Origin of the sequence: Pedobacter vanadiisoli (assembly GCF_042684385.1) — a bacterium.
Classification (GTDB): Bacteria; Bacteroidota; Bacteroidia; order Sphingobacteriales; family Sphingobacteriaceae; genus Pedobacter; species Pedobacter vanadiisoli.
The window spans coordinates 97,092-119,561 of sequence record NZ_JBHULL010000007.1; the positions used below are offsets into that span (position 1 = coordinate 97,092).

23 protein-coding genes and 1 tRNA gene are annotated in these 22,470 nt (G+C 37.7%); 10 read left to right on the forward strand and 14 right to left on the reverse strand.

Annotated elements, in window-relative coordinates:
- Nucleotides 1-94: 94 nt before the first annotated feature.
- The 3 genes from ACFSR6_RS06390 to ACFSR6_RS06400 all read right to left on the reverse strand — a co-directional run bounded on the left by ACFSR6_RS06390 (nucleotide 95) and on the right by ACFSR6_RS06400 (nucleotide 2,201).
- Nucleotides 95-853 (reverse strand): hypothetical protein, encoded by a 759-nt coding sequence (locus ACFSR6_RS06390; RefSeq protein WP_379076491.1) that lies wholly within the window; start codon nucleotides 851-853, stop codon nucleotides 95-97.
- Between the two features lie 4 nt (nucleotides 854-857).
- Nucleotides 858-1,895 (reverse strand): hypothetical protein, encoded by a 1,038-nt coding sequence (locus ACFSR6_RS06395; protein ID WP_379076494.1) that lies wholly within the window; start codon nucleotides 1,893-1,895, stop codon nucleotides 858-860.
- Nucleotides 1,896-2,128: 233 nt separating this feature from the next.
- Nucleotides 2,129-2,201 (reverse strand) — tRNA-Phe (locus ACFSR6_RS06400).
- Between the two features lie 228 nt (nucleotides 2,202-2,429).
- Here ACFSR6_RS06400 and ACFSR6_RS06405 point away from each other — a divergent pair.
- Both ACFSR6_RS06405 and ACFSR6_RS06410 read left to right on the forward strand, forming a co-directional pair.
- Nucleotides 2,430-3,725 (forward strand): 4Fe-4S dicluster domain-containing protein, encoded by a 1,296-nt coding sequence (locus tag ACFSR6_RS06405; protein WP_379076497.1) that lies wholly within the window; start codon nucleotides 2,430-2,432, stop codon nucleotides 3,723-3,725.
- Nucleotides 3,726-3,816: 91 nt separating this feature from the next.
- Entirely contained in the window at nucleotides 3,817-4,605 is a 789-nt protein-coding gene (locus ACFSR6_RS06410; RefSeq protein WP_379076500.1) for a (Fe-S)-binding protein, read from the forward strand.
- 63 nt (nucleotides 4,606-4,668) lie between these two features.
- On the opposite strand, the gene ACFSR6_RS06415 is transcribed toward ACFSR6_RS06410, so the two are convergent.
- The 3 genes from ACFSR6_RS06415 to ACFSR6_RS06425 form a co-directional block, all read right to left on the reverse strand.
- The gene (locus ACFSR6_RS06415) at nucleotides 4,669-6,006 is read right to left on the reverse strand and encodes a TldD/PmbA family protein (protein WP_379076502.1); all 1,338 of its coding nucleotides are present in this window, start codon (nucleotides 6,004-6,006) and stop codon (nucleotides 4,669-4,671) included.
- 8 nt (nucleotides 6,007-6,014) lie between these two features.
- Nucleotides 6,015-7,652, reverse strand: a complete 1,638-nt coding sequence (locus ACFSR6_RS06420) for a TldD/PmbA family protein (protein ID WP_379076505.1) — start codon at nucleotides 7,650-7,652, stop codon at nucleotides 6,015-6,017.
- Between the two features lie 113 nt (nucleotides 7,653-7,765).
- Nucleotides 7,766-8,251, reverse strand: a complete 486-nt coding sequence (locus ACFSR6_RS06425; RefSeq protein WP_379076508.1) for a hypothetical protein — start codon at nucleotides 8,249-8,251, stop codon at nucleotides 7,766-7,768.
- Between the two features lie 50 nt (nucleotides 8,252-8,301).
- On the opposite strand from ACFSR6_RS06425, the gene ACFSR6_RS06430 reads away from it, so the two are divergent.
- Together ACFSR6_RS06430 and ACFSR6_RS06435 are read left to right on the forward strand one after the other, a co-directional pair.
- Entirely contained in the window at nucleotides 8,302-8,781 is a 480-nt protein-coding gene (locus ACFSR6_RS06430; protein WP_379076511.1) for an ABC transporter ATPase, read from the forward strand.
- 252 nt (nucleotides 8,782-9,033) lie between these two features.
- The gene (locus ACFSR6_RS06435) at nucleotides 9,034-11,448 is read left to right on the forward strand and encodes an AsmA family protein (protein WP_379076513.1); all 2,415 of its coding nucleotides are present in this window, start codon (nucleotides 9,034-9,036) and stop codon (nucleotides 11,446-11,448) included.
- A gap of 66 nt (nucleotides 11,449-11,514) precedes the next feature.
- On the opposite strand, the gene mtgA is transcribed toward ACFSR6_RS06435, so the two are convergent.
- Nucleotides 11,515-12,243: a monofunctional biosynthetic peptidoglycan transglycosylase gene (mtgA, locus tag ACFSR6_RS06440; protein WP_379076516.1), complete on the reverse strand. Its 729-nt coding sequence runs from the start codon at nucleotides 12,241-12,243 to the stop codon at nucleotides 11,515-11,517.
- A 152-nt stretch (nucleotides 12,244-12,395) separates the two neighbouring features.
- On the opposite strand from mtgA, the gene ACFSR6_RS06445 reads away from it, so the two are divergent.
- A complete protein-coding gene (locus tag ACFSR6_RS06445; protein WP_379076518.1) occupies nucleotides 12,396-13,205 on the forward strand; it encodes a 3-keto-disaccharide hydrolase in 810 nt (269 codons plus the stop codon).
- A gap of 30 nt (nucleotides 13,206-13,235) precedes the next feature.
- Entirely contained in the window at nucleotides 13,236-13,934 is a 699-nt protein-coding gene (locus ACFSR6_RS06450) for an SDR family oxidoreductase (RefSeq protein WP_379076519.1), read from the forward strand.
- A gap of 141 nt (nucleotides 13,935-14,075) precedes the next feature.
- Here the strand turns inward: ACFSR6_RS06450 and rplI are convergent, their stop codons facing one another.
- The 4 genes from rplI to ACFSR6_RS06470 all read right to left on the reverse strand — a co-directional run bounded on the left by rplI (nucleotide 14,076) and on the right by ACFSR6_RS06470 (nucleotide 15,983).
- Nucleotides 14,076-14,519 (reverse strand): 50S ribosomal protein L9, encoded by a 444-nt coding sequence (gene rplI, locus ACFSR6_RS06455; protein ID WP_167293211.1) that lies wholly within the window; start codon nucleotides 14,517-14,519, stop codon nucleotides 14,076-14,078.
- A gap of 12 nt (nucleotides 14,520-14,531) precedes the next feature.
- Nucleotides 14,532-14,795 (reverse strand): 30S ribosomal protein S18, encoded by a 264-nt coding sequence (gene rpsR / locus ACFSR6_RS06460; protein WP_010599582.1) that lies wholly within the window; start codon nucleotides 14,793-14,795, stop codon nucleotides 14,532-14,534.
- Nucleotides 14,795-15,151, reverse strand: coding sequence for a 30S ribosomal protein S6 (gene rpsF, locus ACFSR6_RS06465; protein ID WP_379076522.1), 357 nt, complete (start codon nucleotides 15,149-15,151; stop codon nucleotides 14,795-14,797). The genes rpsR and rpsF overlap by 1 nt, the downstream gene beginning before the upstream one ends.
- 238 nt (nucleotides 15,152-15,389) lie before the next feature.
- Nucleotides 15,390-15,983, reverse strand: coding sequence for a hypothetical protein (locus tag ACFSR6_RS06470; protein WP_379076525.1), 594 nt, complete (start codon nucleotides 15,981-15,983; stop codon nucleotides 15,390-15,392).
- A gap of 182 nt (nucleotides 15,984-16,165) precedes the next feature.
- Here ACFSR6_RS06470 and ACFSR6_RS06475 point away from each other — a divergent pair, with 182 nt between their 5' ends.
- Nucleotides 16,166-17,029: an AraC family transcriptional regulator gene (locus ACFSR6_RS06475; protein WP_379076528.1), complete on the forward strand. Its 864-nt coding sequence runs from the start codon at nucleotides 16,166-16,168 to the stop codon at nucleotides 17,027-17,029.
- Nucleotides 17,030-17,033: 4 nt separating this feature from the next.
- Here the strand turns inward: ACFSR6_RS06475 and ACFSR6_RS06480 are convergent, their stop codons facing one another.
- On the reverse strand, nucleotides 17,034-17,447 hold the full coding sequence (locus ACFSR6_RS06480; protein WP_379076530.1) for a hypothetical protein: 414 nt from the start codon (nucleotides 17,445-17,447) through the stop codon (nucleotides 17,034-17,036).
- Between the two features lie 121 nt (nucleotides 17,448-17,568).
- Here ACFSR6_RS06480 and ACFSR6_RS06485 point away from each other — a divergent pair, with 121 nt between their 5' ends.
- A complete protein-coding gene (locus ACFSR6_RS06485; RefSeq protein WP_379076533.1) occupies nucleotides 17,569-18,333 on the forward strand; it encodes a DUF1570 domain-containing protein in 765 nt (254 codons plus the stop codon).
- 5 nt (nucleotides 18,334-18,338) lie between these two features.
- On the opposite strand, the gene ACFSR6_RS06490 is transcribed toward ACFSR6_RS06485, so the two are convergent.
- Nucleotides 18,339-19,085: a DUF3108 domain-containing protein gene (locus tag ACFSR6_RS06490; RefSeq protein ID WP_379076536.1), complete on the reverse strand. Its 747-nt coding sequence runs from the start codon at nucleotides 19,083-19,085 to the stop codon at nucleotides 18,339-18,341.
- A 136-nt stretch (nucleotides 19,086-19,221) separates the two neighbouring features.
- Between ACFSR6_RS06490 and ACFSR6_RS06495 the strand changes: the two genes are divergently transcribed.
- Together ACFSR6_RS06495 and ACFSR6_RS06500 are read left to right on the forward strand one after the other, a co-directional pair.
- Nucleotides 19,222-21,048: a DNA polymerase III subunit gamma/tau gene (locus ACFSR6_RS06495; RefSeq protein WP_379076539.1), complete on the forward strand. Its 1,827-nt coding sequence runs from the start codon at nucleotides 19,222-19,224 to the stop codon at nucleotides 21,046-21,048.
- 3 nt (nucleotides 21,049-21,051) lie between these two features.
- Nucleotides 21,052-21,576 carry a hypothetical protein gene (locus ACFSR6_RS06500; RefSeq protein WP_379076542.1) on the forward strand — a complete coding sequence of 175 codons (525 nt, stop codon included), beginning with the start codon at nucleotides 21,052-21,054 and terminating at the stop codon, nucleotides 21,574-21,576.
- Between the two features lie 103 nt (nucleotides 21,577-21,679).
- On the opposite strand, the gene ACFSR6_RS06505 is transcribed toward ACFSR6_RS06500, so the two are convergent.
- Nucleotides 21,680-22,087, reverse strand: a complete 408-nt coding sequence (locus tag ACFSR6_RS06505; RefSeq protein WP_379076544.1) for a hypothetical protein — start codon at nucleotides 22,085-22,087, stop codon at nucleotides 21,680-21,682.
- Nucleotides 22,088-22,470: the final 383 nt, after the last annotated feature.

Consider the following 22,470-nt stretch of genomic DNA (forward strand, 5'->3'; position numbering starts at 1 on the left):
CAAGTATATAGATTCAGACTCAGATTAATTTTGTTTGGTAGAATTAGCACATTAAAAAGATGAAATGATCTTAAAATATATTTAACAACAGCGTTCATTTTTCTAGACTCTCTTTCAAAAATCTATCAAAAAGTTCTTTAATAGGTTTTTCATTTGAAATTTTCATTAATTTAAATTCTTCTATTATATCAGTTCTTTCAACAAAGGTTAGATTTTTATCATGTTTTTTATGATGAAATTGAACAAATCTTGTTTTATAAAGTTTACTACCCTTTTCCTTGTCTAAGGATGGCGCAAAGGAAAATTGTATTTCAGCTAAATTTTTATCAAAATAGCGGTAAACAGTATCTGTAGAATATTCGGATTTATCTAAAAAAACCTCTAATTCTTGTTTCTCTTTAATTGTGGTTTTATAGGGATGGCCTAGATTTAAGCTAAAAATCTTTAAATTATTGCTATCTAGATTCATAGCGATCATAAGGGAATCTCTTTCAAACTTAATTCCTTGAACCGAGGTCAAAGATTTATAACAAATCCCTGTTTTAGCCAAATTTTTAATTAAATAATAAGTATAAGATGTGTCTTTTGCGAGCAAAAGTTCATTTATAACCGTATCTCTTTTAGTATAATGTTTTTTTAGAATATAGGAAATTGATGGAATAGAGTATAATGTGCAATCTTTATAGTAGACAATATCATTAAATATAACACTGTTATTAACTGATCCATCAGATATATAATCCCTAAAGGTAGAACTGTATCTAATGAATTTGGGCTGTTCATAAAGTTTTACTTTTTCTGAACAACCAAAAATAAAGAGTATTATAATTACTAATAGTAAAAGTTTATTCATAAAGTTAATCACCTAAAAGATCATGTGTTCCCCAAGCTCTCGACGCCTTAAAATCTTCTGAAAAACGTGTTCGTAGAACCCCTTTATATGTGTATTCACGTTTATCTTTAAATGACAATTGCATTTTTCCATAAGCACCTTGTTCAATTACTGTTCCTTCAGCCCAATTTAGAATACAGCTTACCGATTGCCTCTCAATAGTCCCCTCTAACGATTGGCTAATATGCTTAATGGAACTCACTACCCAAGGAAGTCCTATGGGTTCGGGCGTCAACTTAATTTTTTCAAAACTCTTAAATTTTAAACTTTCCCCATTCACTTTATAGAAATACCAGGAAACCATATAATTCTTTTCTACAGCTGTAGAACTTTCTAAGGTAACCGATAATTCTGTAGCATCAGGTTCACCAAAAGAAACATTAGGCTCAGGTAGTTCATCTATATCAGGAGGAGTTGGTCCATCTCCTCCTGGTTGGTTTGGACATGTCTGATATAAAAAAGTTTCTGATATTACATAAAGAGGATTTCCATCACTATCGTACGCATAAACTGTCCAATACCAGTCAATACATCCATCCCCACTTCCGGGATTTGTTAACATTAATTTAGTATTTCTTGAAACTTGCGACGTAAATATTTTTTTAACGTGTGAGTTTACTATTCTTTTGGAGTTATCATAAAATTTCAGCAGTTCAACTCCAGTAATATCATTCTTTTGAAATTCTCTATCTTTGTCATAAATTAGTATTTGATTAAATTCATTTTTAGACATTCTAATTAATAAAAAGAGTCTATCATTTAAATCACCAAAATTATTATTTAGTTTAACCGGTGCTACAACTAAATATTCTTTTGCACCCAAGAAATAATCCTTCGCAACATCCCACTGTACAGAAAATTCCACTTTTTTGCTTTGACCATTTGTTCCTGTAAGCTCCGTGATCGAATTTTTATTAATCTTCAGATACCATTCCTTTGAAAGTTTGATAGCATTTTCTGAGTCAGAGTCCGAAACGGAATTTTTGCTACAAGAAAATATCAAACATATAAGTAGGCTTAAGGCGGTAACTAAACTTGAGAGGTTTATTTTTTTTCATAATTGTTTTTATATGAATGCAATATATAAAATTTGCTTAGCATCTATTATGCAAAAATTGGCTTGATTATACAATCAAACAATGCGTTAGTCTAAATTATTCTAAGAGATTATGAAAAGGGGAAACAAAAACACCATAAAACCAAAAAAGCCTCTCATTTCTGAAAGGCTTTTGGCAGTGGTGCCACCTGGATTCGAACCAGGGACACAAGGATTTTCAGTCCTTTGCTCTACCGACTGAGCTATGGCACCATCCGTTTGGGATTGCAAATGTAGCGTTCTTTTTTCAAAAGCAAAACTTTTTTTCGATTATTTCATTGTTAAGCTGATTATCAATTAATTAATTTTTTACACTTCCTTAATGAGGCCTTAATCCTTGCTTAGAATGAGTACAAACAAACAATTTTATTATTTTTTTTATGCATGCATAGTAATTTATTTGGATTAATATCCTATTTTAGCATTACAATCTAATATTGCATGGTAGCACAGATCCTTTTTCTAGTACTTACACTTGCAGCAATTGCGCTGTTTACAGTTAATCTGCGTAAAATAATTCGCAATATCCGCTTAGGCAAACCGGTAGATCGACGGGATCAGCCACAAAAAAGATTAATGACCATGCTCCGCGTGGCCTTCGGACAATCTAAAATGGTGGTGCGCCCTATCCCCGCCTTTCTGCACTTTTTTGTCTATATCGGTTTCATCATTATCAATATCGAGGTATTGGAAATCATGATTGATGGGTTATTCGGTACCCACCGTATTCTTAATGGTTTGGGCAGTTTATATAACTTTCTGATCGGATCTTTTGAAATTCTGGCTTTTACCGTTTGGATTTCCTGTGCCATTTTTCTTATCCGCAGGAACATTCTTAAGCTCAAACGCTTTAGTGGTGTAGAGATGAAAAGCTGGCCAAAATCAGATGCCAATTATATCCTGATTACCGAAATTTTATTAATGAGTGCTTTTCTGCTTATGAATGCAGCTGATGCAAAACTGCAGCTTTTAGGCGCAAGCCATTATGTTAATGCAGGTGCTTTTCCGGTAAGCCAGTATTTAATGAATATGCTTCCTTCAACAGAAAGTGCACTGGTAATTATAGAGCGGAGCTGCTGGTGGTTCCACATTATCGGAATCTTGGCCTTCTTAAATTACCTGCCATATTCAAAACATTTTCACATTCTTTTTGCCTTTCCAAATACTTATTTCTCCAATTTGGAGCCTAAAGGCGAATTTACCAATATGGCTTCTGTTACCAATGAAGTAAAAGCAATGCTCGATCCTTCGTATGTTCCGGCTGAAACTGAACCGGGTAAATTTGGGGCAAAAGATGTGACCGATTTAAGCTGGGTAAACCTGATGAATGCCTATACCTGTACCGAATGCGGGCGCTGCACTTCGGTATGTCCGGCAAATATTACAGGGAAACTGCTGTCTCCACGAAAAATTATGATGGATACCCGCGACCGCATTACAGAAGTAGGACAAAATATTGACAAACACGGTGCAGAACATCAGGACGGAAAAGCCTTGTTGGACGATTATATTACAAGGGAAGAAATTTGGGCGTGCACCAGTTGTAACGCTTGCACAGAGGCCTGCCCGGTTAATATCGATCCCTTACAGATCATTGTGGAACTACGCCGTTATGCAGTGATGGAAGAATCGCAGGCTCCGGGAAGCATTAATGCAATGCTGGGCAATATCGAAAACAACCAGGCTCCCTGGAAATATTCACCAGCTGACCGGTTTAATTGGGCACAAGAAGGTTAGCAATTGACAATTTTCAGTTAACATTGAATTAAATAATAATTACCAGGTCTCGATACTTGTTAATCGATACTTGATATTAAATAATAGACAAATGGAATTTAAAGTCCCTACAATGGCCGAATTAATGGCCGCAGGCGAAGAACCAGAAATATTATTTTGGGTTGGATGTGCAGGAAGCTACGATGAACGCGCACAGAAAATTACCCGCGACATTTGCAAAATCTTACATCATGTAGGTATAAAATATGCAGTACTGGGGACTGAAGAAAGTTGCACGGGCGACCCGGCTAAAAGAGCAGGGAACGAGTTTCTTTTCCAGATGCAGGCCATGACCAATATTGAAGTTTTGAATGCTTATAACATTAAAAAAATTGTAACCGGCTGCCCGCATTGTTTCAATACTATTAAGAATGAGTATCCTGGCTTAGGTGGTACTTACGAGGTCATCCACCATACACAACTCATTCAGGATTTAATTAATGAAGGCAAACTAAAAGCTGAAGGGGGCGAAAGCTTTAAAGGCAAGAAAATCACCTATCACGATCCTTGTTATTTAGGCCGTGGAAACGGAATTTATGAAGCACCAAGAAAAGCATTGGAAGTTTTAGATGCTCAACTGGTAGAAATGAAACGTTGCAAAAGCAATGGTTTATGCTGTGGTGCGGGCGGTGCACAGATGTTTAAAGAACCCGAAAAAGGAAATAAAGACATTAATGTAGAGCGTGTTGATGAAGCGCTGGAAACCAGCCCTCAATTTATTGCAGCGGGTTGCCCATTCTGCATGACGATGCTGAGCGATGGCATTAAACTAAAAGATAAAGAACAGGAAGTAAAAGTGCTGGATATTGCAGAAATTACGGCAAGAGCCAACGGACTCTAAACAACTTCTATAAGAAAGGCCTGGGTATATCTGATACTCAGGCCTTTCTATTTCATTCATATGCTATACCGCATCAGATAAAGAAGTAAAGGTAAAATCCCTTATCCTCAGCGGTGGTAAAAGATAATTCGCTTCAGATTCGGCACTTACTGTACGCTCTGCTATCCCGATTTCATCTAAATTATTCAGCATAATGATCGGACTTTCGTTGAAACGAAAATTTTTCACCGGAAATTTAATTTCGCCATTTTCGATATAAAAAGTACCGTCCCTGGTTAATCCGGTTAATAACAGTGTTTGTGGATCAACCGTACGGATATACCACAAACGGGTTACCAGAATTCCCTTTTCTGTTCCTTTAATTAATTCTTCCAGGCTTTTGGTTCCGCCCTGCATAATGGCACCACCCGGGAAGGGGATCGCTTTAATTCCGGTTTTTTGCGCCCAGTACCTAGAACTGTAAAGGTTTTTAACCACGCCTTTTTCTATCCAGTTTACTTTCTGTTGTGGCCGTCCATCTCCAGACCATGTTGATGTTGGGAGCTCCGGGTTCCAGGGGTCTGAATAAATATTTACCCTTTCGTCTACCAGCTGTTCTCCCAATTTTGTCTTACCTCCCGGTTTGCTCATAAAACTCCGCCCTTCATCGGCCTGCCTGGCATCCATCGAGAAGAATAAGTTCTCCAGCATCACCGCTACCGCAGTTGGCTCTAAAATAACGGTATATTTTCCTGGCTCAATGGCCTTTGCCGTTACCGACGACATTGCTTTTTTGGCGGCAATAGCCGTATCGGCTTTTGCATTTAGCTTGCTAAAATCAGTATATCCCCTGGTGGCATAACCAGAACCTTTACCATCATCGGTTCTTACGGTAATGTTAAAAGCAACATCGGTTGAGGTATTGTAGGCAAATAAACCCTTACTATTCATCATTGCAGCGCAGCCCACGCTGTTCGATAAAAACCCGGCAGCATTCAGTTTATTATCCATAGCCTCTTTTAAACTGGCCTGTACCGCATCTGCCCTATCTTTTGGCGGAACGGCCGCCGTGGCCGGAGAAAATGTAGGCGAATCGGCACCATATTCCTGTGGACCGAGAAAAGGCATAAATTCAGGATTTTCCGGTGCAAGCTGCGCAAGTTCTTCCGCCCTGCGAACCACTTTTTCCAAAGAAGCATCGTCAAATTCGTTTATGGTAGCGGTGCCCAGTTTTTTCCCAAAGGCCGAACTCACCACCAAACTGTTGGAACTGATTCCGCCACTGGTAGAAACCGAGTTTCTGGCATACCTTAAATTTCCGCTATCCGAGCAATTTAAGTTAACTTCACATTGTTCTGCTTTAGAGTAAGAAAGTACTTTGGTTAAAAGTGCCTTTGCTTCTGCTTTTGTTAAGATTGGCATAATTTCTATCAGATTTTTCTTGCGGTATTGATCACATTAACTTTATTGAAACGTGCAGTTGCCGATCCATGCGACACAGCACTTACCTGGCCCGGTTGCCCCTTGCCATCAAAAAACGAACCACCTAAACGGTAGTCGCTTTCATCGCAGATCGCTACACACGAATTCCAGAATTCCTGGGTATTGGCCTGATAGGCAACATCTTTAAGCATACCTATAATTTTCCCATCTTTTATTTCATAAAAAAGCTGCCCTCCGAACTGAAAATTATAACGTTGCTGGTCTATGGAGAATGAGCCATCACCCACGATATAAATCCCTTTCTCCACATTTTTAATCTGATCGGCAATACTGAGTTTAGCTTTACCCGGTTGCAAAGAAATGTTGGCCATGCGCTGAAACTGAACACTGCTCCAGTTATCGGCATAACAACAGCCCTGCGAACTTTTCAGTCCCAAAATATGCGCCTGGTCCCTGATGGCCTGATAGTTCACCAGTATCCCATCTTTAATGATATCCCATTTTCCACATTTAACACCTTCATCATCATAACCCACAGCCCCTAACGAACCTATTTCTGTTTTATCAGCGGTAATATTTACTTCCTTGCTGCCATAATTGAATTTCTTAGATTCCCACTTATCCAAAGTAAGAAAACTTGTACCTGCATAGTTCGCTTCATAACCCAATACCCGGTCAAGTTCAGTTGGGTGTCCGCAAGATTCGTGTATGGTAAGCCAAAGATGCGAAGGATCTAAAACCAGGTCGTATTTTCCAGGCTCTACTGTTTTGGCCTTCATTTTTTCGCCTACCTGCCTTGCGCCCTGTTTGGCATCCTCAAGCATATCGTACCGGCCTTTATAAAGCGTACCCGATGCGGTTTGTATTTTGTCCTGTGGCCTAGCATTGAGGTATTCGTAGCCCTTGCCTGTAGGTGCACTTAATGCACTTCTGGTTTCGAACTTGCCTGTCTCCTTGTTGATTTTGGTAATTAAAAAAGTAGGCCATATACGATGAATATCCTGATCGATATAAGAGCCATCGGTTGAGGCAAAATATTTTTGCTCATTAACGGCAAAAAGAACAGAGTTGATGTAATCTGCACCACCTTTCATTGCCGCATCATTAACCGACAGTAAAAGATCTACTTTTTCCTTTACGGGTACTTCGAATGCATTTTTTTCGATAGGAGCCTTCCAGCTTACTTCTCCATACCCCTTTTGTGGGGCCAGCTGTACAGGTTCGCGTAATAAACGGGCATTTTCTTTAGCAATGGTTACTGCCAGTTCTGCGGCCTTTGCAATGCTGTCTTTATCCATCTTATCCGTTGCAGCGAAACCCCAGCTTCCATTTGCAATTACCCTGATACCAATACCATACGATTCGGTATTCACAATATTCTGTACCTTATCTTCGCGGGTAACCACGTATTGGTTAAGGTACCGGCCTACACGTACATCGGTGTAGGTTGCCCCTTTTGACCGTGCTGCATTCAGGGCCACATCAGACATAATTTTCTTAGCTGCAGGATCTACATAAGTTAGCGCCTCTTCGGGAGAAATCTCTTTCCCGAAAACTGGAATTGCAGGAAGCATGGCCGCAGCAGCACCTACACCAGTTAAATAAATAAAGTTTCTACGTTTCAAGATGAGATGGTTTAAAATACGTCTTAAGATAGTAGTTTTAACCCAATCTCCAAAATTTTAGTCCATTATCACATTGAATCTGAAACACATACCTGCATAAAAAAATGCTGTTATTACGGCACCTTAACAAGCTGGGGCTGGGCACATATTTTTTCGAGGTTATCCCGGATCTGATTTAAATCTTCGGCCTCCATATTTTTTACTGGGATAATAATCTGCGTAGCCATAGAATCTACATCACCACCCCTATCCTTATAGGTCTGCACAATTACATCGTCGCCTTTGGTATGGATGTACAATTTACCCGAATTGGTAGTTCCATAATAATCCATATCTTTAAATTTAGCTAACTTAAACGCAAAATACTCTGTTTTACCGTTATTAAAATAACGCTTATAACGGCAAAAACCATTGTTGGTAACATTTAGTTCGTAGCGCTTTATCTGACCATTTTCCTGACTCGAATCGTAATGATCGGTAAATGTTTTATGAAGATAGCTGACATATTGTTCGATGGATTCGGGCTCCGAAAAAGCGCATAAAAACATACAAAAAGCCGAAAGAAGGGATATTTTCAAGCAAAGTGTAAACTTTTTCATCGGGTTAGCGTTTTTAATACAGCAAATTAATTAAAATCATAAATTTGTATATGAGTTTTTCTCCACAATCAAGAGTTTGGATATACCAAAGCAACCGCAAATTTACTTCTAACGAAGAAGATGAGATCCTGAACAAGTTAACGGCTTTTACCAATCAGTGGAAAGCGCATGGGAACGAATTGCTGGCAAAAGCAGAAATCCGTTATGGCTTTTTCATTATCCTTACCGTTGATGAAAATCAGGCCGGAGTAACCGGTTGCTCTATCGATAGTTCTGTAAGATTGATCAAAGAAATCGAACAGGAATATCATGTCGATCTTTTCAACCGCTTCAACATGGCCTATAAAGTAAATGACGAAGTTGTAGTAAACAGTAAAGAAGATTTCGAGACCCTGGTAAACATTAAACAGGTAACCCCCGAAACGATTGTATTCAACAACATGGTTCAAAATTTGGCTGAACTGGAAACCAAATGGGAAGTTCCGTTTCAAAATAGCTGGCATTCTACTGTTTTTGCCCATTTACTATAGGCATACTGTTTATTTCAGATCTTAAGTATTCTATTCGACCTGAGGGGCACATATACCCAACGTTCGGTGCCCTAAAAGAGATGGCAGAGATTTAGTCATTAAGTTTCTTCCCGGACGATGTCATTCGCAGCCTGAACTACTTCTCAAATAAGCCTTTTTTAGATCATTAAGGCGCCAGTACCGATATTTTTCATTACTAATCAAACAATTAGCGTCTAAAAAGCATTATATTGGTTAAATCAAATAATGTGTATGAAGCGCTGGCTCAAAATCTCTTTAAAAATTGTATCGGTTTTAGTTGTCCTGATTATATTAACCTGGCTGGCAGGTGCATTTTACATTAGCAAAAACAAGAAAGAAGTACTGGCTTCTATTCTTGCGCAACTGAATAAAAATTTAAATGGACAAATTACAGCCACCAGCATGGAACCTACGCTTCTAAAGAGCTTTCCAGGTGTTTCAGTATCGTTAAATGGTGTTTTATTGAGAGATAGTTTATGGGCGCAACACAAACACGACCTGTTAAAAGCACAGGATATCGATGTATCTCTAAATGTACTTTCGCTTATTGTAGGCAATATCAATATCAAACAGATTGCCATTAACAATGCAGCCATATACATCTATACCGATTCTACCGGATACAGCAATACCAGCATTTTTAAGAGCAAACCTAAAACCGAGAAAAAATCGTCTCCAAAATCGTCCGCGCTGGAAGTAGGCAAGATAGATTTCAACAAAGTGAGTTTAATACTCGACAACAAAAAGAGGTTTAAACTTTTCAACTTCGATATCGACCAGATCCAGGGCAGAATGGAATATCCGGATAGTGGATGGGTAGGAAAAATAAAATTAAAAACCCAGGTAAACAGTTTCGCGTTTAATACCCGTAAGGGTAGTTTTTTAAAAGACAAATCGCTTGAAGGGACCTTAAGGGCACATTACAGTCGTGACCTGGATGCCGTAATTTTATACCCTGAAATATTAAACATCGGTGGTCATCCTTTTAAAATTGGTGCAAAAATAGATCTTGCTAAATCTGCTTTTGCCATTAACATTGCTGTTGACAATGTTTTATTCAGGGATGTAGCCTTGCTCTTATCACCTAATATTTCGTCTAAACTGTTAAAATTTGGCATCGAAAAACCTATCGATATCCGTGGGAATATCATAGATGACGGATCAGGTAAATACGGAGATCCGCTGATAAAAGTTGGCATTAAGGTACGCGATAATATCGTATCCATTCCGGCAGGTAAATTAACAGCCTGTAATTTTGATGGGTCGTTTACTAACCGCGATACCGCCGGTGGCGTTATTGGCGATGAGAACTCTTCCATTAAATTCCATAAACTGACAGCTAAGTATTTCAATGCACCCCTTAAAATTGATACTTTTACAGTAAACAACCTATCGCGGCCAATCGCAACAGGATTGGTTACCTCGCAATTCCCTTTATCTAACCTAAACAATTCATTGGGTACGAACGATTTCGAATTTAAAAACGGAACCGCCAACCTCAGATTGTATTGTAAGGCCGATATCGATAATTTCAGGTTTACCAAGCCAGTAGTTTCGGGTAAAATACAGGTTGCTGATGCCGATATCCTTTACATTCCAAGAAAACTTCACCTGGTAAAAAGTGCTTTAAACATCAATTTTAACCAAAATGATTTATCTATTCAGAACGGACATTTCCAATTGGGAAAAAGTGAACTGAATGTAAACTGTAGCATTGCAAACTTTGCCAATTTGTATTATACCGCACCGGATAAAATATTGGTGAATTTAAGAATGTCGAGCCCACAGCTTTATTTAAAGGAATTTTTACCCTTTTTAGGACCAAGGTCGAGCAATAAACCTAAATCAAACGGGAATAAAAGGGTAGTTTCTAAAGAGCTGAGTAATGTGCTGGAACTTTCTAAAATGAACATCCGTTTAACAGTAGATAAAGCCATTTATAATAATTTTACCGCGAAAAACCTCGACGCAGATATTTCGTTGCGTGGTGGTGGTATATTCTTCAATAAAATCAGTGTAGCACATGCTGGCGGACAATTATCGTTAGACGGCAATATTATGCAGGAAGCGGCCTCTAACAGCTTTAAAATCAATTCGAAAATTAGCCATGTAAGCGTTAAAGATTTCTTTTATTCCTTTGATAATTTCGGACAGAATACCATTACCAACAGGAATTTAAAAGGCTATCTGTCTTCGCTGGTCAATATTTCGGGCAGGATATCACATACCGGAAAAATCCTTCCGCGATCCATAAACGGCAAAGTAGTATTTAACCTGAAAAATGCAGCTCTTGTTAATTTCGAACCCATGGTTAAAGTTGGAAAATTTGCCTTTGCAAACCGGAACTTATCCAATGTAGAGATCAAAAACCTGGATGGAACCCTCAACATCAGGGGCGATAAAGTCGAAATCAGTCCAATGCAGATTAATTCCAGTGCTTTAAACTTTAATGTTAAAGGCATCTATGCTTTGGGCAGTGGAACTAATGTAGCCATGGATATCCCCTTAAGAAATCCCAAAGGAGATGAAAACCTAACCAAAGAAGAGAAAAAACAAGCCAGAATGCGTGGCATCGTACTGCATTTAAAAGCTATTGACGATGAAAAAGGGGGCATTAAGATCAGGTGGAACAAAGATCATGATTAGTTTAGTCGGGAGTCTTGAGTCCCTAGTCATTAGTCGATAAATAGACTGGGGACTTTGAACTTAACACTAAAAATCTAACGGACCCAACCTGTTCATATTTCTTAAAATCAGGTATTGACGGTGCCTGATGTAAGGTGTGGCATTTTTTGGAGTCCATCTTAACGGATTTGGGAAGCAGGAAGCAATTAGGGCAGCCTGTTTTTTGGTTAATTTAGCACACGATATTCCGTAATACTCTTGTGAGGCTGCTTCGGCACCATAAATGCCATCGCCCATTTCGATTACGTTCAGATAAACCTCCAATATCCTTTCTTTGCTCCAGAAAAGTTCAATCAACAATGTAAAATAAGCTTCAAAACCTTTTCTCAACCACGATCTGCCAGGCCATAAAAAAACATTTTTTGCCGTTTGTTGTGAAATGGTACTTCCACCTTTTACTTTCTTTCCTTTGGCATTACTGGCAAAAGCCTTTTCAATAGCTTTCATATCAAAGCCGATATGCTTTAAGAAGAGCTGATCTTCAGCCGATACCGCCGCCCTTTTCATGTTATCAGAAATATCATCAAACTTTACCCATTTTTTTTCTGTTTTAAAGGGTTTTCCATCGGCCTTACGCTCAATGTTCCGTAAAATCATTAAAAGTGTAATTGGCGGATTAATGAAACGCAACGCAATTACCCAAAATACCGAAACCAGCAAAAAATATAAAAATACTTTGGTGGCGATATCGGTGACTTTTTTTAATAACGGACGTTTTACTTTACTTTTTGTTCTGGTTGTACGGGTTTTCGCCATGCGCCAAAGTTAATTAAAGTGATGGAAGATGGGAAATGCTAGAAGTGAGATTCTTGCTAAAATATTTTTTTAAGGATCAAAAATTAAATGAAATAACAACAAATAGTATAAAAATACCATTGTTTTGTATTTTAGGGTTTAATTATAACCAAATGAAAAAATTGCTTTATCTATTTTTAGCCCTCAGTTTATGGGGATGTAGTACAACCCGAAACATCAATAACCAACCCGAAAAATGGGTTAAACTTTTCAATGGGAAAGATATTAAAGACTGGAATGTTAAAATACACCATCATGATTACAATGTAAATTTCGGGAATACCTTCCGTGTAGAAGATGGCATTATCAAGGTACGTTACGATCAATATGGCGATTTTAACGATCAGTTTGGCCACCTCTATTATAAAACACCTTTTTCTTATTACCATCTCAAACTGAAATACCGCTTTGTTGGCGAGTTGCAAAAGGGTGCGCCAAGTTATACCCTGCGTAACAGCGGGCTAATGTTCCACTCGCAGGATCCCAAAACAATGCCCAAAGAACAAGACTGGCCAATTTCAGTTGAGATGCAGTTCTTAGGAGGTTTAAGCGATGGCAAACCGAGGCCAACAGGCAACATGTGTTCGCCGGGTACCGATATTTTTTATAAGGGCAAACTATATGATGGTCATTGTTTAGACTCTAAATCAAAAACATACGATGGCGACCAATGGGTATCGGCAGAACTGATTGTTCTGGGTGATTCGCTCGTTACGCATATTATCAACGGCGATACGGTTTTACAGTATAGTAAACCACAAATAGGTAATGGCGTAGCCAACCGCTACGACCCTAAAATTAAAATTGATGGTAAATTGCTTACAGAAGGGTTTGTTGCTTTGCAAAGCGAAGGCCAGCCGGTAGATTTTAAGGATATCGAGATCATGGAATTACCCCATCACACCAAGAAAAAATCAAAATAAACATTTTTCGATATCATACGTTACAAGATCATGAAAGTTGCATTAATTACGGGAGGAAGTAAAGGAATCGGCTTTGGTATTGCCGAGGCCCTTTTAAAAGATGGTTATAAAGTAGCCATTACCAGCAGAACCATTGCGAGCGCAAACCAGGCAGCTGCCGATCTGGTTGCTTTTGGTGATGTACTGGCCATTGAAGCCAATGTGGCAGATTTTAATTCTCAACAGGAAGCCATCAACCTGATTATCGGAAAATGGGGACAATTGGATGTACTGATCGCCAATGCGGGTGTTGGGCATTTCGCTCCGATCGACGAATTGAGTGTTGATTTATGGAAGGAAACCATCGATACCAATTTAACGGGTGTTTTTTATAGCATTAAGGCATCGGTTAACGAAATTAAAAAAAGCAAAGGACATATTTTTACGATCTCGAGTTTAGCAGGCACCAACTTTTTTGCAGGAGGCTCGGCCTATAATGCAAGTAAATTTGGATTAACAGGGTTTACCCAATCGGTAATGCTCGATTTGAGAAAATACGGCGTAAAAGTGAGTACCATTATGCCTGGCTCGGTAGCGAGCCATTTTAACGATCATCAGCCTGATAGTGAAACCGATGCCTGGAAAATCCAACCTGAAGATATGGGCAAACTCATCGTTGATTTATTGGCCATGCCAGCAAGAACATTACCAAGCAAGGTAGAAATCAGGCCAACCACGCCTAAGGGATAGGAAAGATCTGAGATTTGAGATAAAAAAAATAGCACGCGTTGCCAGGTCTCAAATCTCAGATCTAATTTCTCAGATCTAAATCATAAAAAAAGTCCTTTCAGAAAAACCGAAAGGACTTTTTTATGATTCTTTAAAGAATGCTTATTCAGCAACTACTTCGAAAGGAACCTGAACTTTAACTTCTTTGTGTAAGTTTAAGTTAGCCACATATTCGCCAACAAATTTAGGTTCAGTTTCGAAAGTGATACGACGGCGGTCTACATCAAAGCCTTGAGCTTTTAATGCCTCAGCAATCTGGATGGTGTTAACCGCTCCGAAGATTTTTCCGCTTTCGCCTGCTTTAGCACCGATTGAAAGTTTAACATCAGTTAAACGCTCAGCAACACCTTCAGCATCTTTCTTAATTTTATCTTGTTTAAAAGCAGCTTGCTTTAAATTTTCAGCCAAAACTTTTTTAGCTGAAGAAGTAGCCAATGCAGCAAATCCTTGAGGGATTAAATAGTTACGGCCAAAACCTGGCTTTACTGTAACTACATCATCTTTCTCACCAAGGCCTTTAATATCTTGTTTTAAAATAATTTCCATATCTCTAGCCTCCTATTTTAATTGATCAGCAACGAAAGGTAACAAACCGATATGACGGGCACGTTTAACGGCCTGAGCCACTTTACGTTGGAATTTCAACGAAGTACCAGTTAAACGGCGTGGTAATAATTTACCTTGATCGTTGATAAATTTCAACAAGAAGTTTGCATCCTTGTAATCGATGTATTTAATTCCGTTTTTCTTGAAACGGCAGTATTTTTTACGATTATCCTCTACTTTAGGGGCAGTTACGTATTGAATTTGTTCTCTTGCCATTACGCTGCAACCTCCTTAGTTTTTTTGTTAAAAGCACCACTACGCTTTTTCTCATTGTAAGCAATAGCGTGTTTGTCTAAACGGATAGTTAAGAAACGTAACACACGCTCATCGCGTTTTAATTCAAGCTCTAATTTTGCGATCAAATCTCCTGAAGCTTTGTATTCAGTTAAGTTGAAGAATCCGTTTGATTTTTTGTCAATTGGATACGCTAATTTTCTCAAACCCCAATTATCTTCTTGGATAATTTCGGCATTGTTATCAGTAAGAACTGCTTTAAATTTAGCTAATGCTTCTTTCGCAGCGTCTTCAGATAACAACGGGGTTAGAACGATAACAGTTTCGTACTGATTCATTGTTATTAATTAAGTTTTTATTTTTTTAATCCCGAGGTATATTACGGGGATGCAAAAGTAACAATATTTTTCTTAAAATCAAATGATTAGTAAGAAATAATAATAGAATATGGCATGATGCAAAATAGACAATGGAAGGGATGGTATTAGTCCATCCATCTTACCTCTTCCATCTTGCATAAAAAAAGGGAATTATCTTTTAAGATAATCCCCCTGTATCAATTAGCTGTTGTTGTTATTAATAAGTTTGTATCGTTTTAACATAAGACTCATCTTTAAATTTAACCATGAAGGTTAATTCTTTTGAGTCTGTTTTGCTAATGTTGAATTTTTTGGTTAATTGAGTTTTATCTTTAAAAACCTCATAATAAACCTCATCATTATATTCGTTGTAAACTTTCACTTCGATTGGGCTTTTATCTAAATTTTCGAGATTAAGCGTAACAATCTCATCTTTTAGCGTATAAACCGGTTTAAATACGTTAGAGATTTTAGGCTCAGAAACAGTAGTCTTACCATTTTTAATGGTCACAGTATATTTAGCCAGTTTTACATCAGACTCTATTTTAAGCACATATTTTCCGTCAGGAAGCGCGTTTAAATCATAAACTTTGCTTGAAGCAGCTGAAGCATGAATGTTTTCTTCGAACAATACTTCCTCATCTGATCCCACAAAAGATAAATTAACATCTTCTGCCTTACCTATAGAAAAACGGATAAATTTATTTTTTTCACTTTTTACATTTAGTGTAAAATTGTCATCGTTAGCGTGAACACCCGTAGCAGTAAAAAATAACGCTGCTATTAAACCGATTTTTAAGAACTTTTTCATAACCAAATATTTTATAAGAGTCAATCATTATATGATGATACTAAGGTAAGGAGCTATTTTGGATGTAGTGAGTTGCATATTTTCCACTTTCTATGCTATATTACCCCAACAATACCTGCTTTTGACAAAAAGCTATAATAAAGCATATTTTTTATGTATTTTGGTAAAATAATTTAGCATATATGAAACCAAGTTTCGAGGTTGTTGAACCTTCTTTTGGAAGTTCGTTCTATTATTCAAAGTATGTAGAAAATGCAAACAACATGGCACATCTATGGCATTACCATCCTGAAATTGAGATGGTGTTTGTTAATGGCGGGTCGGGGAAAAGGCAAATTGGAAGTCACGTTTCTTATTACACCGAAGGCGACCTGATCCTGATTGGCAGCAACCTCCCGCACTGCGGCTTTACCGATACCAACACCGGGAATAAAAACGAAACAGTGGTCCAGATGAAGCCCGATTTCCTGGGCAGCGTATTTCTGGGCCTGCAGGAGATAAGGGGCATACAGGAACTGTTTGATAAATCGAAGGCAGGAATCGCCTTTGGCAGCGAAACCATGCATGCAGTTGGCGACAGGATCGAGATGATGGACGACCAGCCACCTTTTGAAAGGCTTTTAACTTTACTCAGCGTATTAAAGGAACTTGAACATGCTAAAGATTACAACATCTTAAACGCCGATGGTTTTTCGATGGAAATGCAGGTACAGGATAATGACCGTATTAATATGATCTTTAACTACGTAAAAGACCATTTCCAGGAGCAGATCAGTTTGCAGCATGTGGCAGAAATGTCGAGCATGACGGTCCCTTCATTTTGCCGTTATTTTAAAAAAATCACCAAAAAAACCTTTACCTATTTTGTAAACGAATACCGTGTAGTACATGCCTCAAAACTCCTGGCCGAAAAACCCACCAGCATTGCCAATATTTCTTACGAAAGCGGTTTTAACAATTTCAGCCACTTTAATAAATTATTTAAGGAATTTACGGGCAAAAGTGCTTCTGAGTATAGAAATGAGTTAAAATCAGTGATTAAGTAACAGCTTATTTTTTCAGATAGTGAGTAAACTCTACATAATCAGATTGCTCTCTCCTTGGCCCCTCAACAATAAAAATAAAAGATTTTTTATCAATACTTATCAATCTGCAAGGATTTAAGAGTCCAGTATTAATCTCAAACCGGCTTTCTGAAATGATTTTATATGTATTATTTGAAATTTGATCAAAATATTGAATTGCAGCACCGTCTTTGTTAAAATGATAATACTCTCCCTTTGTAGTCGAGTAAGTTCTTTCATTTAATAACTTGCCTTTATAATCATAATTTTTTTCAACTAGCCTTTCATATTTCCAATCGCCAATAATTTTACTTTTGAAATCATCTATTGGCTCTTTTTTACAAGAAGATATGATTACTAATAAATATAAAAGGTAGTGAATGAGCGTTTGGCGTTTCATAAAAATATTTTCGCGAAGATAAATTTTAGCCAGATATAAATAGAAACATTCTAAAATTTAATTAAAAAATGTAGATGAATTAAATCGGTATTAATAATACATTAGAATAAGTTTTTAAAACATGAATAAGGTCCTCATATTAGTATTTTTAATATTTCCTAATCTGATCAGTTTTTCACTATATGCCCAATATGTAGAGATCAACCTGGTTAATTGCAAAATAAACGACAACGAGCAAAAGAAAATAGAGAAACTGATTGCTTATGAGCGCATGTTCTGTAATGAAATTTTTGAAACAAGGGAGAACATTACTGTTCCTGTTAAAATCAATCTCTATGGAAAATCAAAAGATTACCGCCTAGAGAAAAACAAGTATAATGCGCCATCATCAACCGGATTCTACATACCAGCAATAAACCAGGCTTTTATCATGAAAAGCGGCGATTTTATTCCTGTGGCACTGCACGAGGCCAGTCATAGTATTTTCCAGTTCAATTATCAAAAAGCACCAAAATGGTTAAATGAAGGGCTTGCTGAATTTTTCGAAACCTTAGATTTTGACAGTGAAGGCAACTTATACTCCTACCCACAGAGCAACAGGATTAAAAGCATAAAAGCAGGTTTATCTACTATGGATGCCGAGAGGTTAAAAACATTTTTCAAGATCTACGACGGCACTTTTTACCGCCATGGCATCGACGATAATTATAATACCGCCTATAGCATGATCTATTATTTCGTTAAAAACAAAAGAACAGCTGCATTAAAAAACATCATTAAACTCACTGCGCAGGGTTATGATACCGAAAAAGCGATAGAACTTACTTACGGCAGTTTTGATGCGTTTGAAGCCAGTTATAAACAGTTTTATAACCTGCACAATTAATCTGGTCAAAATTGCTTCACTTTTATACGATAATTACCTTTGTAATATTCTTTCATTTTAATCACTTCTTTTGATTTATCGGTCAGCCAGAAAATGGCATAACTGTCCTGGCTATAATTGATTTTAAGCAGCCAGCATTTAGCGGTTATATCTGCATTCAATTTCAAATTATCTTTGCCAACCACTTCATAACGGTGGTAAGTTGCAGATTTTTCGTTCGGATCAAAAAATGAAATATCAAACTGCTGGCCAACCTTTTTAATTGGCAATAATGGGTAGGTTTCTAAATCCAGCTCCCACGAAATGACCGGAATATCCAGTTTAACCGCACCTTTTTTGATTGCAGCATTATTTTTCACGGTATCAGATGGCTGCATTAAACCATTTTTATAATCGTAGGCAAAAACACCTCTGCGTTTATAATTGGCATAATGATAAATTGGAGTCATTGTTTTTCGGTCGCAGATATTCGTAATGGCAGCAAAAAGAGAATCGTTGTGAAACCATTTCCAGCCAAAATCTACCACTTCATTTTGATCTCTTTTTTTAAAAGTAATTGTTCTCTCCCATATATCTCCGATAGTCCGCTTCGTTTCAAGAGAATCGGTTATATAAACCAAATAACTGTTTTTTCCCTCTTTCAGGTTGCTCATCACCAGTTTATGGTTTTGTGCATTTATAGTATCAACCTGCGCCATCGAAGTACCTGCAGAAGACAACAATATCGCACCAATAAAAAATAATACCCTCATTTATAAATCTTTACAATTAGATTAATCTTATCATTAAATGTTACGCATTCTTTTTCGAATCATTTCAGTATTTCAACTTTTCCACATTCCAACTTTTCAATCTTACAACACCTAAATTTTTCCTATTTTCGTGCCGATGGAAAATTTTATTGTTTCTGCCCGTAAATACCGCCCAGCCACCTTCGAAACCGTAGTTGGCCAACAGCATATTACCGGTACGCTAAAAAATGCCATCAAAAATAACCAGCTTGCCCAGGCATTTCTATTTTGCGGACCGCGTGGAGTGGGTAAAACTACCTGTGCACGTATCCTGGCCAAAACCATTAACTGTACCAACCCTACAGCCGATATGGAAGCCTGTGGCCAATGCGACAATTGCCTTTCTTTCCAGAACGGACATTCTTTTAATGTACACGAATTGGATGCGGCCTCGAACAACTCTGTTGATGATATCCGTAGTTTAATTGAGCAGGTACGTATACCGCCTCAAGCCGGTAAATACAAGATTTACATTATTGATGAGGTTCACATGTTATCGCAAAGTGCATTTAATGCCTTTCTGAAAACCCTGGAAGAACCACCACCCTATGCCATTTTTATCCTGGCCACTACCGAGAAGCATAAAATCCTGCCCACTATTTTATCACGTTGTCAGATTTTTGATTTCAACCGTATCCAGGTAGAAGATATTGCCAGCCACTTATCAACCATCGCACAACGCGAAAATATTGCTTTCGAAAGTGATGGTTTACACATTATTGCTCAAAAGGCAGATGGAGGATTGCGTGATGCGCTTTCGATGTTCGATCAGATTGCCAGTTATGCCAATAAGAACATTACTTATAAAGCGGTAATCGATAACCTGAATATTTTAGATTACGATTACTTTTTTAAACTTACTTCTTACCTAACTGCTGCTGAAGTTAGCCAGACCTTGCTTTTGTTCGATGAAATTTTGAACAATGGTTTTGATGGCAACAACTTTATTAATGGTTTGGCCAGTCACTTCCGTAACCTATTGGTAGGTAAAGATGCGGCTACCATTAAATTATTAGAGGTGAGTGAAAACATCAAACAAAAGTATTTAGATCAATGCAGGCAAACAGAATTATCATTCCTGTTAACCGCACTCAATTTAGCCAATACCTGCGATTTAAACTACAAAAACTCTAAAAACCAGCGTTTACAGGTAGAATTGGCACTGATTAAAATGTGCCATATCCGGTCGGTCGTCAATTTAGCACAACAACCCTTAAGCCCTAATAACACAGCAACTGACGCAGATCAGGATAAAAAAAAAACTAATGTCGTAACTGAAGCAGTTGAAAGCCCAAAGCTCAATGTTGAAGTAGAAAACACTATGCAGGCTGCACCACCTGTTATTAATGCACCCGTTTCGCCTGGTATAACCGCAGAAGAAAAGCCAAAAGAGGCTCCAAAACTTAATAGTTCACAACCATCCGCTACTTCAATCAGCATCAATATTCCAAAAGCCAAGGCAGCAAGTATGCTGATCCCATCGCTGAATGATTTTGATCGCATTGCACAGGAAGAAGAAGATAATGGTCCGAAAAAAGCAACCGGCGAAGCCCGTGAAGTTTTTAGTTATGACCGGCTATTGGAAGTCTGGAACATATACACACAAAGACTTAAAGCAGCCGATAAAATCAATCTTTTTACCATTTTAAACAATTTTGCCCCCACCCTTCTACACCCTGAATTGATTGAGATTTCGGTTGAAAGTAAAACACAGGAGCATCTTATACAACAGGAATCTGTTGAGCTTTTAAACTTTTTACGAAACGAACTCCGCAACTTTGGCGTAGAGGTTACCTATAAACTGGTAGAACGTAAAGTAGAGAACAGATTATATGGCAACCGTGAAAAGTATGACTACCTGGTAAATAAAAACCCAAAACTGGACGAATTGAGAAGAAGGTTTAACTTGGATATTAATCCGTAAAAAATGAATTACGAAAAAAAACCTGGCACCAAAGTATTTTTAAAGGTAGGCTTATTGGCTGGCCTATTTTTTTGTCTTTTTTTTGGCATTGCGCTAACTTTTCTTTACGATTTACAAAAAGCATTAATTATGGGGCCAATTAGTGGGTTGGTATTCGGATTATTCATGGCCCTCATGTTGTATTTCTTTTCAAAGTCTAAAAAAGTAAGCGATCAGACAAAATTAGAAGGGGTTAATGAATCTGAGATTATGTATGCCGGCGCAGCCAATCACTTCGTAAAAAGAGAGGCTGTAGGTGGAAAATTATACCTGTTAAACGATCGTCTAATATTCAAGTCCCACAATTTAAATATCCAAAACCATACCCTTTCAATTAAGATTGACAATATAAATGAGCTAATATTTTTTAGCCCTTTAGGAATAGTTAAAAATGGTTTACAGATTAACTTAAAGGATGGCGCAATTGAAAAATTTGTAGTCAACAACAGAGATATCTGGAAACAGTATATTGAGCAATTGATAAAATAGGTTCCTGAACAATACAAAAAGCGGGATTACACTTTGTGTAATCCCACTTTTCCATTTATGATTGTTTCGTCAAATAACGACCTCTAATATAGAGATCTCCTGACTATTTTTGGGGCATATCGTTAATCGGATAACCTTCTTCGTCTAAATCATCGCGGTAATCTTCCTCAGTACGTGAAAGAATTTCATCCTCGGGATTAAGCAGTACACTTTCTCCATTGTCTACATGCATCCCCAGCTCCTCCAAATTATCTTCAGCAATTTCCTCATTGCGGGCATATTCGTCACCAACGTAAGGATTAGCCTCATCATAGGTAGAATCATCATCTCTTGCACCTGCCGCTACAGTTTCATAACCCATCGGATGGTCATATTCGCTGTCTGTTCCCCTTACATCAAGCTCATAGCTTTCCTTATTTTTATCATACGATAAATTTTCCTTATTAATTTCGCTATTTTCTGTGGTACTATGTATTTTATCTTTCGATCCTTTATTTTCGTTAATTGCCATGGTATAGGTCTCCTATAATTTATAATGTTATAACAAAGCAGTATAGATAAGGTTTTTCTATAGCAAAAGAATTCTCTTGCCATTTGGGTCTGCCCCAGGCTGCGCTAGGGTGAGGCTTTACACTACAAGTCCACGCCCGGTGTAAGAACCGGGCTGTAGGTTTGCTATCCCTCAAGGGGATAGTTTATTCACAGTAACTTCTCCATTTCAGGAGTTCGGGTTAGAAGCAAAACAGAGAAGTTTAAATTTTCCAGTGATTAGGTTTATCTATCCTTATTTATATATTAGCAGAAACCAAATCAATAATTATTAAAAACAAATGGGATTTTTTAACTTTTTAAAGAAGAAAAACGCAGGAATTGATAAAAAGAGTTTTCATTCAA